The organism is Pseudooceanicola antarcticus, from assembly GCF_900215355.1.
Lineage (GTDB): Bacteria > Pseudomonadota > Alphaproteobacteria > Rhodobacterales > Rhodobacteraceae > Pseudooceanicola > Pseudooceanicola antarcticus.
In genome coordinates this window covers 111,563-126,729 of sequence record NZ_OBEA01000010.1, presented here as the reverse complement: position 1 = coordinate 126,729, position 15,167 = coordinate 111,563, and the positions used below count along the sequence as shown (strand labels likewise).

General features: G+C 60.8%; 16 protein-coding genes and 1 pseudogene. 7 read left to right on the top strand and 10 right to left on the bottom strand.

What is annotated here, in order from left to right:
* On the bottom strand, positions 1–502 hold a 502-nt coding region (locus tag CRO50_RS19445; RefSeq protein WP_143516975.1), incomplete at its 3' end, for a recombinase family protein.
* A gap of 226 nt (positions 503–728) precedes the next feature.
* Between CRO50_RS19445 and CRO50_RS19440 the strand changes: the two are divergent.
* The 4 genes and pseudogenes from CRO50_RS19440 to CRO50_RS19425 all read left to right on the top strand — a co-directional run.
* A pseudogene (locus CRO50_RS19440) lies at positions 729–1,304 on the top strand (hypothetical protein); the annotation flags it as partial.
* A gap of 147 nt (positions 1,305–1,451) precedes the next feature.
* Entirely contained in the window at positions 1,452–3,086 is a 1,635-nt protein-coding gene (locus CRO50_RS19435; RefSeq protein WP_139274568.1) for a Mu transposase C-terminal domain-containing protein, read from the top strand.
* 1 nt (position 3,087) lies between these two features.
* Positions 3,088–3,969, top strand: coding sequence for a TniB family NTP-binding protein (locus CRO50_RS19430; protein WP_093037101.1), 882 nt, complete (start codon positions 3,088–3,090; stop codon positions 3,967–3,969).
* Positions 3,966–4,757, top strand: coding sequence for a TniQ family protein (locus CRO50_RS19425; RefSeq protein WP_093037357.1), 792 nt, complete (start codon positions 3,966–3,968; stop codon positions 4,755–4,757). Before CRO50_RS19430 ends, CRO50_RS19425 begins: the two co-directional genes overlap by 4 nt.
* A gap of 240 nt (positions 4,758–4,997) precedes the next feature.
* Here CRO50_RS19425 and CRO50_RS20030 read toward each other — a convergent pair whose 3' ends face one another.
* A complete protein-coding gene (locus tag CRO50_RS20030) occupies positions 4,998–5,192 on the bottom strand; it encodes a hypothetical protein (RefSeq protein ID WP_123618725.1) in 195 nt (64 codons plus the stop codon).
* A 103-nt stretch (positions 5,193–5,295) separates the two neighbouring features.
* Between CRO50_RS20030 and CRO50_RS19420 the strand changes: the two genes are divergently transcribed.
* Positions 5,296–5,958, top strand: a complete 663-nt coding sequence (locus tag CRO50_RS19420) for a L,D-transpeptidase (RefSeq protein ID WP_027238623.1) — start codon at positions 5,296–5,298, stop codon at positions 5,956–5,958.
* 48 nt (positions 5,959–6,006) lie between these two features.
* On the opposite strand, the gene CRO50_RS19415 is transcribed toward CRO50_RS19420, so the two are convergent.
* Positions 6,007–6,291, bottom strand: coding sequence for a hypothetical protein (locus CRO50_RS19415; protein ID WP_040182668.1), 285 nt, complete (start codon positions 6,289–6,291; stop codon positions 6,007–6,009).
* A gap of 182 nt (positions 6,292–6,473) precedes the next feature.
* Here CRO50_RS19415 and CRO50_RS19410 point away from each other — a divergent pair, with 182 nt between their 5' ends.
* Positions 6,474–8,828, top strand: coding sequence for a heavy metal translocating P-type ATPase (locus tag CRO50_RS19410; RefSeq protein WP_076534275.1), 2,355 nt, complete (start codon positions 6,474–6,476; stop codon positions 8,826–8,828).
* 63 nt (positions 8,829–8,891) lie between these two features.
* Positions 8,892–9,404 carry a L,D-transpeptidase family protein gene (locus CRO50_RS19405; RefSeq protein ID WP_036783996.1) on the top strand — a complete coding sequence of 171 codons (513 nt, stop codon included), beginning with the start codon at positions 8,892–8,894 and terminating at the stop codon, positions 9,402–9,404.
* Here the strand turns inward: CRO50_RS19405 and lnt are convergent.
* From lnt to CRO50_RS19370, 7 genes are read right to left on the bottom strand one after another with little or no spacing between them, the layout of a single operon-like run.
* On the bottom strand, positions 9,385–10,908 hold the full coding sequence (gene lnt / locus CRO50_RS19400) for an apolipoprotein N-acyltransferase (protein WP_197540520.1): 1,524 nt from the start codon (positions 10,906–10,908) through the stop codon (positions 9,385–9,387). The two genes, CRO50_RS19405 and lnt, sit on opposite strands and share 20 nt — an antisense overlap.
* 50 nt (positions 10,909–10,958) lie before the next feature.
* Positions 10,959–11,417: a signal peptidase II gene (gene lspA / locus CRO50_RS19395; protein WP_027238628.1), complete on the bottom strand. Its 459-nt coding sequence runs from the start codon at positions 11,415–11,417 to the stop codon at positions 10,959–10,961.
* A 28-nt stretch (positions 11,418–11,445) separates the two neighbouring features.
* Complete coding sequence (locus CRO50_RS19390) at positions 11,446–12,228, bottom strand: ZIP family metal transporter (protein ID WP_027238629.1); 783 nt, start codon at positions 12,226–12,228, stop codon at positions 11,446–11,448.
* A 12-nt stretch (positions 12,229–12,240) separates the two neighbouring features.
* Positions 12,241–12,696, bottom strand: a complete 456-nt coding sequence (locus CRO50_RS19385; RefSeq protein WP_009807976.1) for a DUF411 domain-containing protein — start codon at positions 12,694–12,696, stop codon at positions 12,241–12,243.
* Between the two features lie 3 nt (positions 12,697–12,699).
* Positions 12,700–14,073, bottom strand: coding sequence for a M23 family metallopeptidase (locus CRO50_RS19380; protein ID WP_040182544.1), 1,374 nt, complete (start codon positions 14,071–14,073; stop codon positions 12,700–12,702).
* The gene (locus tag CRO50_RS19375; protein WP_009807978.1) at positions 14,070–14,696 is read right to left on the bottom strand and encodes an SCO family protein; all 627 of its coding nucleotides are present in this window, start codon (positions 14,694–14,696) and stop codon (positions 14,070–14,072) included. Before CRO50_RS19375 ends, CRO50_RS19380 begins: the two co-directional genes overlap by 4 nt.
* A complete protein-coding gene (locus CRO50_RS19370) occupies positions 14,696–15,163 on the bottom strand; it encodes a copper chaperone PCu(A)C (protein ID WP_027238631.1) in 468 nt (155 codons plus the stop codon). Before CRO50_RS19370 ends, CRO50_RS19375 begins: the two co-directional genes overlap by 1 nt.
* Between the last annotated feature and the right edge of the window lie 4 nt (positions 15,164–15,167).

Here is a 15,167-nt window from a genome sequence, read left to right as displayed (position 1 = left end):
CGTTCAAGCGCTCCATGTAGCCGTCCTGTCGCGCCAGCCGCACCTTGCGCAGCGCTTCAGGGTCCTTGGCGCGAAGACCTGGGTTGCCGCCGACGCGGCCCTTTGAGCGTGCCGAGGCAAGTCCGGCTTTGGTACGCTCGCGGATCAGAGCGCGTTCGAACTCAGCCGCAGCGCCCAGAACCTGCAACGTGAACTTGCCCTGGGGCGAGGCAGTGTCGATCGGGTCCTGGAGCGAGCGGAAGAACGCCCCCTTGCCCTCCAGTCTTTCGATCACCTCAAGTAGGTGCGACAAAGACCGCGCAAGCCGGTCGATCCGCACGACGACCAGCGTGTCGCCCTTGCCAATCCGCTCCAGCACACGTGCAAGCACGGGCCGCGCGCGATTGCCGCCCGAGGCGTGCTCTTCAAAGATCTCGGCGCATCCCGCAGACTGCAGTGCCTCAGACTGGGGCAGGGGGGTCTGATCCTCGGTGGAGACGCGCGCATAGCCAATCAGGGGCATGAAACTGGGCCGTTTGCAATTTGAGGTATTGCTACTAAACGACCGTTTGTAAACGAATGCAACCGCTCTCTCTGTGGTGCTGCTCATCAAAAACCCCTTGGATTCCATACGCTGAGCGCGATCAGAGAAATCTCGCAGACCACCGAGCGCGCGTGCTATATAAGGTATGCAGGCGCACTCTGACAAAACACTTGGGTAAAATGCAAAAGTGCCGTATTTTGCACATATGAAGCCTCAAGTTTCCACGCAGTATGATATTTTTGACGACCCTCTAGTGGATGCGGAGGGGCTCGAAGAGGCGTCTGAGGACGACCTGTGGTTCCTGCCCGGTCCGATGGAAGTGGAGCCGGAATATCTGCCGCCCGGACCGAGGGCAGAGCTGCGTGAAACCGCAGTCCTCGACGATTGGCGGAAGGCAGAGGCAGGCAATGCCGCCCATCTCGCCCGTGTGGCTGGCCGGATTGGCGCACTGGATGACCGTCTGCACCGTGGTCCGGAGGGCTGGCGGCACAGGCTCGCGCTGATGGAGGCGGCAGACCTCAGCTGGTTTGCAGGCGACCGAATTGGCCCGGATCGGCTGGCGCTCTGGATATCCATGCGCTTGTCCGGCGTGCAGGACGACACCGCAGCGCTCGCGCGTGTCGGATGGGCAGTGCGGCGTCTGACAGGCGGTCCCGGCCCAGGGGTGGACCTGTCCGCTTTCCTCGATCGCCGTGACCCCGAAAACATGGCGGATGAAGCCGAGCCCTTTGCGGATCGCGCGGGCGGTTGGCTTGACCTGATGGCGCAAGCCGCCGACCTGCTGTCGCGTAGCCCTTAATTGTGAGATGAGAAATTCAATGAATTCAACGACTGTGTTTTGCCCTTAAATATGAGATTTTGCCTTTAATTCCGATATTTTTGCCCTTAAACCTGAGACAGGGTTCACAGGCTTGTGCGGCAGATATCGATGGAAAATGATGGCGAAGACTCAGTTGCCGTTGGTGCAGAAGAGGCGCGCAGGGCTGCAGTGCTGCGTCCGCTTGTTCAGGCATATCTGAAAGGTACTGGCGGTCTGGAAAGTGGCATCAATGATGCCGTTTGGGAACTCGGTGTCAGCAGGGCTACGGTATGGCGTTGGTTAAAGCGGCTGGCCGAAGAGGGTGGGCGCACGAGCGCTCTGGTGCCGCGGAAACGGGGCCGCCCGACTGGAACAACTTTGATATCCGGCAAAGTTGAAGCGGTGATCGAAGAACATCTTCGCCGTTATTTCTTGCGCCGGGAGCGTTCGAGCCTGTCGCGCGTCGTGACAGAAATCCGCAGCGCGTGCTGGCAACAAGGCTTGCAGCCGCCGACACGGCGGACGGTTCAGCGTCGTCTGGATGCGATGGATGCCCGCGAAGTTGCGAAAGCACGAGAGGGCGCAAAGGTGGCCCGCCAGAAATTTGCGCCGGTCACAGGTGAGGTCAAGGCCAGTGTGCCACTGGAGATCGTCCAAATTGATCATACGCCGGCGGACATCATTCTTGTCGACAGCTTTGAACGCCAACCAATTGGGCGGCCTTGGGTCACGCTGGCGATCGACATCGCAACGCGGATGGTAACTGGATACTACACCTCTCTGGAGGCCCCTTCGCGTCTGTCAGTGGCGCTTTGCCTGACACAGGCTGTGGCCCCCAAGGCGGAACTTCTGGCGGAATTGGTGTGCAATGTTCCTTGGCCCGCGCAGGGTAAACCGCATAGCATCCACGTCGATAACGGGCGCGATTTCCGGTCGCATGCCTTTCGGTCGGCATGTGCGGAATGGGGGATCGATCTGGTCTATCGGCCGCCAGGCAGTCCTCATTTCGGAGGGCACATCGAACGATTGATCGGCACGATGATGGGGGCCGTGCACCTGTTGCCTGGAACAACGCAATCCTCGGTCGTGGCCAAGGGCGACTACGATGCCGAAGGCATGGCCACGATGACTTTAGGCGACTTCGATCGCTGGTTTGCCCTGGAAATCTGCCGCTACAACAACAGCATTCATTCAAGTCTTGGCTGTACGCCCGTCGCCAAATGGGAGGCGCTCTCAGAGCAAATGATGGGCGACATCCCCTTCGAGATGGAAGCCTTTCGGGTGAGCTTCTTGCCGAGCGAATTGCGCAAGGTCAGGCGTGACGGCATCCATCTGTTTCAGATACGGTACTGGTCGGATGCTCTTGCAGGCCACATTGGGCGCAGCGATGGGAAGGTGGTCGTTCGCTACGACCCTCGCGATATCTCAATGATCTGGGTCGAATTGGACGATGGCCGATATGTTGAGGCGCGTTACAGAAACCTGGAAATTCCGCCCGTGCCGCTCTGGGAATATCGCGAAGCCATGAGGAAGGCCCGTGCACTTGGCAAGTCCGGGTCCAATGAGCTGGTCCTGGCTGAGCTGATCCGACAGCAACGCCAGATCGAAGCTGAAAGCCGGGGCCTCACGAAGGCCGAACGCCGATCCCGTGAAAGAAAAGGGACATTGGAGGGCGCCAACTCGGCTGTCGCGACAACCGAAGGGCTGCGCGCGATCGATACGGGTGATACATCGCGCCCATTGTTCAAGGTAGAGAGATGGTGAATTGACGGCAGGGACAACTGAGGAAGACGGTCGGATCGCCCTCATTCAATCGGACATTTGGATCGGCTTTCCGCGGGCCGAACAAGTGCTGGACCGTTTGCAGGGTATGATCGAGGCGCCAAGGCAAACCCGTATGCCTGGCCTTCTTGTGCATGGCGCGTCCGGGATCGGAAAGACGATGATCGCCCGAAACCTGTCGCGCAAGTACGCACCAGAATACGATCCGCCGTCAGGCATCACGCGCACACCGCTTCTGCTGTTGCAAGCGCCGCCCGCACCCGACGAACGGCGGTTCTATCTGCACATCTTGGCCGCCGTCGGCGCCCCGGCGACGGCACTGAGCGCCCGCGCTCAAAATGTGGCTTCCCTCGAAGTCCGTGTCATCGCACTCTTGCGCGACCTTGGCCTGCGGATGATCATGATCGACGAGGTCCACAATCTTTTGGCCGGGACCCACCGCGAACAGCGCCGCTTTCTCAATGTTCTGCGGTATCTCAGCAATGAACTCGAAGTGTCGCTGGTATGCCTCGGGGTCAGCGAGGCCGTCGATGCCATCCGTGGTGATCTCCAGCTTGCCAGGCGGCTGGACGAACATCACCTGCCAAACTGGCGCGACGATGCCGAGTTCTCGGACATGATTCAAACACTCATCGCGGCAATGCCCCTCGAGAAGAAATCCAATCTGAAGGTCAAGTCGCTCAAGCAGATGCTTGCACTGACCGGTGGGGTGACCTCGCGCATCTTCGCCCTGATCAAGGATCTTTCCATCGACGCCATTGTCACTGGTGATGAATGCATCACCGATGACGCAATCGCAAAATGGACGCCGGTTTGGTCGCGTCACGCGTCCGCTGGGCGGCGGCTCGAGAAGTCCCGGGTGTGAAGCCGCGCCCGCTGCCAAAGACTGTCGCGCCGCTGCCAGACGAGTTGTTGTCAGGTTGGTTGTCTCGGCTGGCTGCGGCCAACTACTGTAATGACGCGGAACTGCTGGCCCATATCGAGATCGATACACGACATGGCGCCGCCCTGGACTTCGACGTTGAGGCGGCCGATGCGGAAAAGATATCTATCGCTGCGCGTGTCGATCCCGACACCGTGCAGTCAATGACTTTTAGGGCAATGACGAAAATGGAGATGATGCTCACAGCGCAAGTTCCTTTCCAGTCTTGCCCCGAGTGTTCCCGACGCGGCCTCTCGCTCAGGCATTGGCGGCGATCCTGGGCATTTGATTGCCAATTTTGCGGGACCCTACTTGTTCGGAGCCTCGCAAAGCCCGGTGACGAAAAGTTGCCTGAAAAACTGATAGACCGTGCGCGCTGCGGGGCAGGGCTGCTTGAGCACGCAGCGACGTCAAACCGCCCCAACCTACTTCGACGTGCGATGCGCGCGGTCACCTTTGGCATGTCGCTCAAGGCCGTCCGCGGGGATCCGTTATTCGCTCTTCAGAGCCCCAGACCGGAAGTGAGGCTGTTCTGCCTTGCGGCGATCGCTGCGGCCCAGTCTCGTCCGCTGATAAAAGCGGCCATATCCAGCGCCGGTGCCGACGACTATGTAAGAATTGCTCTGTTGCGCGCCTTCGAGAGAGAGCCACGTCTGCTTGCCGCAGTTGATCATGTTGCGCAACAGCGCGCCAGAAGCACAGGACCAAAGACAGCCGAATCTCACAGTTAAGGACAAAACTCGACGCTCAAAGCGCCATGTCTCAGATTTAAAGGCAAAGCGACACAAGGTGCTCGAATTTGGAGATACTCCTCGCCAGTGCGCAAGGCCGCTGTGGCCGGCGCTTCCGTGCGGTTGTGCCTTCACCATCTATGATGACTGGTGAAGGCGGCGAGCAAGACGCCCGGTATTTTGGACACTGCGCGGCCCTGTTTGTCGTTGCTGCTTTGCCTGCCCCCGTCACCGTGCAAGTCAAAGTTCACCACACTGCCGTTCGCTGCTCAGGCGAAGCGGGCGATATGGCCTTCCTCCATAGCCAGCTTCGACAGGATCTGACTCTGCAGCAACCGTGGTCTCGGGAACAGGCCGGGTCAGGCTGGGCGGCGCGCCGATCTTTTCGTAGTAGCGGATGGTAAATTGCGGATCACAAGGATCGTGTGTTTTCACGAAAATATGTCCTTGAACCTCTAGCCACTAGAAGTCCTATCTAATCAAAGTGAACAGATACCGTTCTTGCCATAGATTCTGGTGGGAACCGAAAGGGTAAGACATGCTGACAAGACGACACTTCATTCAAACAACAACGGCGCTATTCTCCGCGTCTGTTTCCAGCCCCCTGTTGGCCGATACCTGGCCCGCCGAGGCACAGAAGGCTGAATGGGACGCGCAAGTCACGCCGCCCGGATTCGATCCGGCCACGTCAAACCCTTGGGGCCTACACCCGCGCTTTTTGCCCCAGCGCGTGGTCGCGAAACCCGGACTCGTGCCAGGAGACATCCATGTCGATGCGGTCGCGCGGTATCTCTATCATATCGAGGAGAGCGGGACCGCAATGCGCTACGGTGTGGCCATTGCCCGGGGCAACCTATATGAGCCTGGGGTCTACACGATCAAACGCAAGGTGAGGTGGCCGCATTGGACACCGACCCAGAACATGATCGAGCGGGATCCGGAAAACGCACGATGGGCCGACGGGATGGAACCCGGCCCCGAAAACGCTTTGGGATCACGAGCCATCTATCTGTACGTCGGAGACCGCGACACTTATCTTCGAATACACGGCACGCCCTATCCGAGAAGTATCGGCGGTCGAGCCAGTTCGGGTTGCGTGCGGATGGTCATGGCTCACATTAACGAACTTTATCCCAACGTTGAGATCGAATCGACGGCACATTTGTACTCGGCGGAGGACAGTGTCACCGCGCGAAGTTGAGTGTGGTGCGTAGGTCTGAGGCGCGTTGATCCAACGTGTGGCGCGTCCTCAAGCTTCGCGTGCCACGCAGATCGGATTACCGTTCGCCGTGCGCAACGGCAGCAGCGTCGTTTCGACCGGCCCGCTATGTTCGTACCAATAGCAGCCGTCTTCCGGCACGAGGCGCGCGGTTGCAACATCCTGATCCGGAGCAGCCATCGCAACCACAGCTTCGGGAACGTTGCCCGTCTGGTCTGCCGTGTCGTTCGGCCCTGTCGGCTGGATGGCGCATCCTGTCGTGAGCAAAAGCGCCACCGCAACCATCATTTTTTGCTTCAGCATCAAAACCTGCATCGAGTTTCCTTTCCTTTCTGTTTTTCTTAGTATCGGCTCTTTATGCCTCACGCCGTGATTGAGGCTGTCGTCGGACCGTCTAGCAAGAAAACAAACGGAAATACCACCGAACTTTTCTCTTGAAGCTCTAGCTACTGTAGGGGCTATGTCATGACAAAGCACCCGAATCCAGAGGTCCGTTCATGCCGTCCGACACCCACCGCCACGATCACGATCACGCCGAAGATGCCCAGGCAAGCGGCGGCAGTTGCTGTGGTAGCGCCGGAACGTGCGGCGACATCGCACCGACGACGCCCGCCCCAACCGGCGGGCGCAGTTTTCAGGTGTCCGGCCTCGATTGCGCCGAGGAGGTCGCGATCTTGAATAAGGTAATCGGCCCGCAGATCGGCGGGGCCGAGCATCTCGCGTTCGATGTGATCAACGGGAGGATGACCATTCTCGACAGCGCAAAGAGTGTATCGGACGACGAAGTTGCGGAACTTGTCGCGAGCACCGGCATGACCGCGAAGCCGTGGAATGCCGAGAACGCGTCGGTCGACCAAGCGGCCCATCTTGCACGACAGCGGCTGTTTACGGCTCTCAGCGGCGGCTTCTGGGCGGCGGGTTTTCTCTGGCACATCGTCGAGACAGGTATGGGCGGGGCGCTCGGCCTCTTCGCGGGGCACGGCGAAGCGCCGATGCCGCTGGCCGAGGCAGGGCTTTTTGCAGTTGCTATCCTATTCGGCGTTTGGCTTGTGGCACCGAAGGCATGGTCGTCCGCACGTCGGCTGTCGCCCGACATGAACCTGCTGATGGTTGTCGCAGTCGCCGGAGCCATCGGGCTCGGTGAATTCTTCGAGGCAGCGACAGTGGCTTTTTTCTTTTCGCTGTCCCTCTTTCTCGAAAGCTGGAGCGTTGGGCGCGCGCGGAATGCGGTGTCGGCGCTCCTGGATCTTGCGCCACCCACCGCGCGCGTGATCCGCGATGACGGAAGCGAGACCGACATGCCGGCGGCGCAAGTCGCCGTAGGCTCAAGCTTTATTGTACGCGGTGGCGACCGTATCCCGCTCGACGGCCTGGTGACGGGTGGCGCGGGCGCGGTCGACCAGGCGCCGATCACCGGCGAAAGTGCTTTGATACCCAAAGAGACCGGAGACGAGGTCTATGCGGGCACGATCAACGGCGAAGGTACACTAACGGTGCGCGCCACGAAGGCCGCCTCGGATACCGTCTTGGCCAAGATCATCCGCATGGTCGGCGACGCTCATGCCCGCCGCGCGCCCGTGGAACAGTGGGTGGCAAAGTTCGCCCGCATCTACACGCCTATCGTCATGGCTCTCGCCGTCGCAATTGCGCTACTGCCGCCGCTTATCTTCGGCGGAGCCTGGGATTACTGGTTCTACAATGCCCTCGTGCTGCTGGTGATCGCTTGCCCATGTGCTCTGGTCATCTCGACCCCTGTCTCCATCGTCGCAGCGCTCACCGCTTCGGCGCGGGCGGGCGTCCTCATCAAGGGCGGTGCCTATGTAGAGGCGCCGGGCAGGACGACGGCGCTGGCCATGGACAAGACCGGCACAATCACCATGGGCCAGCCGGAAGTGGCGGCGGTGCACCCGCTGGGCGGGGCTTCAGCGCAAGATCTGATGACCCTCGCCGCAGGACTGGAGGCACGTTCGTCGCACCCTTTGGCGCGTGCCATTCTCGCGCGGGCGGAGGCCGACGGCGTCAAGGTGTCCGCCGCAGAGGATACCCGCACCATTCCCGGCAGGGGACTTGAAGGACGCACTGACGGACGGTCGATCTGGCTGGGGTCGGACCGGTTTGCCGAGGAGAAGGGTTTCGGCGACGCCATTCCGAAGGATCTGCGGGAGCGGATCGAAGGCGCCGGCAGCACCCTTGTCGCTGTCGGCGATGAATCCGGTGTGACGGGCATTCTTGAACTGCGCGATCGCATCCGCCCTGATGCCAAGGGCATCGTGGCGCAACTTCACGCGCAGGGCGTGAAGACCATCGTCATGCTGACCGGTGACAACGAGCGAACAGCGCGCGCCGTTGCCGCCGAGGTCGGTATCGACGAGGTGCGCGCTGAGCTTCTGCCCGAAGACAAGGTGACAGCCATCGAAGACCTGGTCAAAACTCACGACATGGTTGCCATGATCGGCGACGGGGTGAACGATGCACCCGCAATGGCGCGCGCGCATTATGCCATCGCGATGGGTGCGGTTGGTTCTGACGCGGCAATCGAGACGGCGGACATTGCCCTTATGACCGACGACCTCGGCAAGGTGCCTTGGCTGATCGGTCATTCGCGCCGGACAATGTCGATTATCCATCAGAACATCGGTATTTCCTTGGCGACCAAGGGAGTTTTCGTTGTCGCTACCGCGTTCGGAATGGCATCGATGTGGGGCGCTATTGCAGCCGACGTGGGTGTGTCATTGCTGGTGGTGGCGAACGCCCTGCGCCTGCTCAACAGCCAAGAGGCCAAGGCACCGCCGTCCGGTGGCGAGCAGGTTGGGCCACAGATCGCAAAGGCCGCGCTTGCCCACGGACATTGATCACGCGGCATTTGCAAGGTAACATTATTTCCATATCAGACCTCACGAAAGAGGCATCGAGCAGTGAAAACCATCCGATTTCCCCGCCGCGCCGTCCTGTTGGGTGGCTTAGCGGCCTTTTTGTCGGGCTGTGCCGGCAAGTTCCGCAGCTATGACGGACCCGAAGTGACGCGACTTCGGCTCTACAAGGGACAGCGTTTGCTTGTTCTCGACGGATCCGATCGCGTGCTGCAAACCTATCCGATCGGGCTGGGCTTCGCTCCTCAGGGTCACAAGCAATTCGAGGGAGACGGTCGGACCCCGGAGGGCACCTACATAGTCGATAAGCGCAACCCTGAAAGTACGTATCATCTTTCAGTTGGCATCTCTTATCCGAATGAGGCCGACATCGCCTTTGCCGAAGCGCAGGGCCTTTCCCCCGGCGGCGACATCTTCATCCATGGTGGTCCACGCCCCGGCATCGACCCGACGGACATCCGCGACTGGACAGCTGGCTGCATCGCGGTCACAGATCGGCAGATCGAGGACATCTATGCAATGGTGAAGGACGGAACGCCTATCCACATCTATGCATGACGGTCTTTCTCATGCGGCGGTAGTTAGCCGTCGCATTGGCCGCCAGAGCCCAGCTCCACGAAGCCAAGATGAGCGCCAGCAACATCCAGTCCCCAAAAAGCGCATATGGCGTAGGCGGCCGCGCAGAGGGAAGATCAGCGTCGACTATGCCCCTTTCCCCGGTATCGAGCCGCGCAACGATCTCTCCGTTCGCGTCGATGACGGCAGAGATGCCCGTATTCGCGGCTCGGATGACAGGAAGGCCTTCCTCTACGGCGCGCATACGTGCGGAAGCCAGATGCTGCTCGGGTCCGATGCTGGTTCCAAACCAGGCATCGTTTGTCGCGTTAAAAATCCAGTCGGGTCGGAACAGGTCGTCGACCACATGGCCTGGGAAGATGATCTCATAGCAGATCGCCACGGCGACCAGCGGCACACCCGGAAGCGCAAGCGTTCGCAGGCCCGGTCCAGGCGTAAAATCGCCCAGCCCCGCTGTCAGCCGCTCGATCGGCAACCAGCCGCGGAATGGAGTGTATTCGCCAAAGGGCACGAGATGGTGTTTCGCGTATCCGGTCAGGATCTCACTGTTATCGTCAAAAGCCTGGACGGTGTTGAAATATCGGGTGCCATCCTCACTCGGTACACGGTCCGGCACTCCGGTGAGCAGCACGCTGCCGTCCGGAAGCGCAGCCGCGATACGGGATCGCGCCTGGGCATCCTCATCGAGGAAACCGGGAAAGGCAGTTTCCGGCCAGAGAAGAACGTCGAAATCGCCGGGCTGGGTTGAAAGCTCGATATAGCGCGCGAAGGTCGCCTCGCGGTTCTCGGGCGCCCATTTCTCCTCTTGGGGTACGTTGCCCTGAACGATGCGCAGGTCGACATCCGGTGGCTGTGGTGCATCCGACTGGAGGCGAAGCGTGCCGATGGCCCACATCGTTACGATGCCGGCCAGCGGCATGAGCGAGATGATCAATCGTTGTCGCCCGACCGCCATGAGAGCCGCGCCGGGGAGTGCCGCTACGAACACGGTGAGAAAGCTTAGCCCATAACTTCCCACCCAGGCGGCGGGCTGGCGAAGGGCGGCGTAATCAACAAGAGCGTAGCCGGCGAGGTTCCACGGAAAACCTGTCAGAACGTGACCGCGCAACCACTCGGCCGCGGTCCATGAGGTCGCGAACAGGAGGCAGGCCAGGAGACTGCCCATGGCTCCGCGCCGCGCGATTTCGACGAAGAGCACGGCGGCAATGGCCGGGAAAATCGCGAGACCTGCGGACAATCCCGCGACGGCCGGGATCGCCAGCGCCCCGAAACGCTCGGCCTCGACGTAGAAACTTTCCGCGATCCACGAAATCCCGAAACCGAACTGGCCGAGACCAAACGCCCAGCCGACGAGAAAAGCACGCCCGAAGGAGAGGTCGCGAAGACCGACAAACAACGCAGAATAGGCAACGGGAACAAGCAGGAGAATCGAGAAAGGCGGGAAGGTTAGAACGGTCAGCGCCCCGGCGGCGAAACCAAGCGTCATCCGCGAGAGCAGACGTTTGCGCAGAGCGAAGCAGTTCAGAATTACCGGCTTCACGACTTGATCGGACGCCGCGCACTGATCCAGGGTGCGGCGAGCAAGAGCCCCACGCCACTGACGACAAACACATCGGCCATGTTGAAGGCAGGCCAATGCGTTGAGTTGATGTAGAAATCCAGGAAGTCCGTTACAGCCCGATACCGCACACGATCAAAGACATTGCCCAAGGCCCCACCGATGATCGCTCCGTAAGCGAGCGTTTCAACCGCATTTTCGGCGCGAAACAGCATAACCCCCAGCCAGCCGCAGATGGCAAGAGCGAGAGCTATGAGGCTCCACCATGGTGCGCCGCCAAGTAGTCCGAAAGTGACGCCATCATTGCGATAAAAGACAAGGTTAAAACCTGGAAACACGGCGATTCCAGTGCTTAAGGAGGCCGCATTCGCCACAACAATGGCTTTTGTGATCTGATCGATTACGAAAGCGGTAAGCGCCGCAAAAATACCGATCACCGGAGATAGTTTATGCACTGGCATTGCGTCACCCCAACCAAACATCGAGAAAAAGCATCAAAACGAGCCCGACGGCCAAGCCGAGCGTTGCCTTGTTCTGATGGCCGCTGCGATGGGTTTCGGGGATGATTTCGTGGCTGATGACATAGAGCATGGCGCCTGCGGCAAAGGCCAAGCCCCATGGCAGCAGCGGTTCCGACAGTGTGATGATGCCCGCCCCGAGCAAACCGCCAATCGGCTCGACCATGCCCGTTAGCGCGGCGATGCCCCATGCGCGCAGCTTCGGATATCCTTCGCCCAACAGGGATACCGCGACGGCCAGCCCTTCAGGCGCATTCTGAAGCCCGATGCCGATAGCGAGTGGCAGACCGCCCTCCATACCTCCGGAACCGAAGCCAACTCCGACCGCGAGGCCTTCGGGGAAGTTGTGGATCGTGATCGCGATGATGAACAGCCAGACCCGCCGTAAGGACGCCGCTTCGGGCCCTTCGCGTCCCGTTCTGAAATGCTCGTGCGGCAGCCTTTCATTCATCAATGCAACGGCCCCCATGCCCAAAAGGATCGAGACGCAAACGATGGCCGCAGGCATCGCGCCGTTTTCGAACATCGGCTCCGCCGCATCCAATGCCGGGATGATCAGAGAAAAGAACGAGGCTGAGAGCATGACGCCGGCAGCGAAGCCGAGCGACAGATCGCGCGTCGCCCGCGACGGGATGCGCCCGAACAGCACGGGAATTGCTCCGACTGCCGTGAGCGATCCGGCGGCAAGGCTTCCGAGAAAGCCGAGCATTATCGGAGACAGGTTTTCCATAAGCGGGCCAGATTATCCTTCGGCGTAGCTTGAAAAGACTTCGGTCGACCCGTCCTCGCGGATGAGGAAGACATCATAAGCTTCACGGTTTTCTTCCGGCCCCATGCCGGGCGAGCCATAGGGCATTCCCGGAACGGCGAGGCCGACGGCGTCCGGGCGTTCCTCAAGAAGGCGGCGGATATCAGCGGCCGGGACATGGCCTTCAATCACGTAGCCCTCTATGAGCGCGGTATGGCAGGAGACCATGCGCTGCGGCACGCCGTTGTCGAGCTTGAAACGAACCAGCGACCCGCCAAACATGTTCTCGCCCGTCGGCGCGAATCCGTTTTCCTCGAGATGGTTCATCCAGGACAGGCAGCAGCCGCATCCGTTGGTCTTGCGGACGTCTATCGCTGTTGCCTCTGCGAGGGCCTGGGCCGCCGGGAACAGGGCGAGCGCGATGGTCAGAGCTTGGGTCATGCGTTTCATGGGTCAGAGCCTTTCGGTTGTCGTCTGGGCAATTTCGCTGTCAAGGTTTTCAGTCAGAAGCGCGCGCGCCTCGGTCAGACGCAACAGCGCGGCGGTATCATCCACCTCTTTCTCTGCGGCTTCTGCGAGCCGGTCGTCAGAGAGAGGGTCAGTCGGACGCCCATCTACGAGGACTTCGTAGTGCAGGTTGGGACCTGTCGCTGTGCCGGTTGCGCCAACGCGGCCGATCACATCTCCCGCCGCCACGCGTTGGCCCTGTGATAGGCCCTCCGGCACGGCGCTGAGATGCGCGTAGCGCGTCATGGTCTCGGAGCCGTGGGAGATTTCGACCACGCGTCCATAGCCGCCTCGCCAGCCGATGAAGCTGACCCGGCCCGGTGCCGTCGTCCGTACCGGCGTCCCGCTTGCCGCGGCAAAATCGACGCCGGTGTGCATCCGGACGTTTCCGTAGACCGGATGTGTGCGGCGCCCGAACACCGAGCTGAGGCGCGCGCCCTCGACCGGCTGTGCAAAGACGCGAAGCACCTCGCCATCGACGTAGATCGTCGCCTGACCGCTGCCGTCGTCCGGCCAAACGATCTCGTAAAGCGAATCGCCGATTTCCAGTGCGGCGAAGGCGAGGTCCGGCTGTCCGATCTTGTCATCGCCGACGCGCGTCTCGCGCCAGAGAAGCCTTAGTGTCTCGCCTCCAGCCATCTCACGGCGGAAATCCACGGTTCCACCCAGCATTTGCGCAAGGTCCACGGCAAATCGGGCGGGGATGCCGGCATTGTCGAGTGCCGCGAAGATCGAGGTGTCGATCACGGCCTCCCCAGCAAGGGTTACGATCTCCGGATCCGGCGCCACGACCTGCGTGGACACCTGCTCGCCAAAAAGCACCTCGATCCGCACCCCGTCCTCGACGGCGAGCGAGACGGTGCGGGGGCTGCCATCCATAGTCGAAACAACAGTGACCGAATTCCCCGGCCGCAACCGTCGCAGATCGTATTCCGCGCCAAGCGCAAGGGCGACTTCCGCCCGGTCGGCTCCCGCAAGACCGGCTTCGGAAAGCAAGGAGTCGAGCGTTTCACCAGAAGATATGTCGCGAGACCAAGTCAACAGGGGCGGTTCGATCGCCTGCATCGGCCTGTCAACAACAGCGGCCTGCAGCAGGGGCAAGGGGCCGAGGCGGGGTGTATCTTCCGCCCACGCCGTAGCTGGCAGCGACAACGGAATATCCAGGCTCCGGGGAGCTTCAGGACGCTGGGGCATCCAGCTACCTGCCTGGGCAAGTTCTGGCGGCACGGGTTCTTTCGACAGAACATCGAAGAATGCGATAGCCGCCCCCGAAACGGTCCCCGCAAGCGCGACACCTGCCGCAAAAGTTCTGAGCCTCATGTCGCTCCCTCCGTTTCTTCTTCCAACGCGCGGCGGATCTTCGGTACCGCGAATTCCCTCGGTTCATGATAGTCAATCATGGTGACGAACCGTCCAGCGGCACCGAACAGGAAGACGCTGGCCGTGTGGTTCATCGTGTAGTCGCCGCCTTCCGTGGGCACCCGCTCGTAGGCAGCGCGGAAGCCGTCCGCGATGCGCGCAATCTGCCCCTCCGGTCCCGTCCAGCCGCGGATCGCTGGGTGGAAATAACTGACATATTCTGCCATCGCCTCGACGGTATCGCGCTCGGGATCGACCGTGATGAAAACCACGTTCAGCTGTTTGGCTTCGTCTCCTAAATCGTCGAGCCAACCTGAAATGTCCGAGAGCGTGGTCGGGCAGACATCGGGGCAGTAAGTGAAACCGAAGAACGCCATCGTCGGTCGCCCGATCAGGGTTTCCGGCCCGACCTCGTTGCCTTCATGGTCAGTCAGGCGGAAATCCATCTCGGTCAGAGCCATAGGCCGCTGCTCAATAGGTTCGGGCGCACCGGGTCCGTCGACCCGCCACCAACCGACGAAGAGCGTCAAGGCAATTGCACCGGCACCGGCCGCGCCGTATCCTGCGATCGTCCTTCGTCGCATTAGTCTTCCGGTCCGCGTGCGGCGATGCCAAGGATCGGCACCTCGACTGTCACCTCGCCCCCGTCGACAAAAAGTAGGGTCAGCGGAAAGGTTTCCCCTTCCGTCATGGGTTGTTGTAGCCGCATCAACATCGCGTGGAGGCCGCCCGGCTCAAGCGCGACGCTCTCGCCCGGGGCGATCGCGATCTCACCTGCCGCGCTCATGGAACTCACACCTTCGGCATTGGTCTTCGTCTCGTGGATCTCGGGCATCATCGCGAGGGGTGTTGAAAGACCAATCAGCGTCACCGGCTCGTCGCCAGTGTTGCGGATCGTCATGTAGACGGCCCCGGGGCGGTTCATCCCTATGGAGGCGCGGGACCAGGCGCTTTCGACGACGACATCCACGGGTCCGGCTAGTGCGGGTACTGAGAGCCCTCCAAAGGTCAAGAGCGCGGCCAGTGTGCCCGTCATAATAATCTTTTTCATCGTT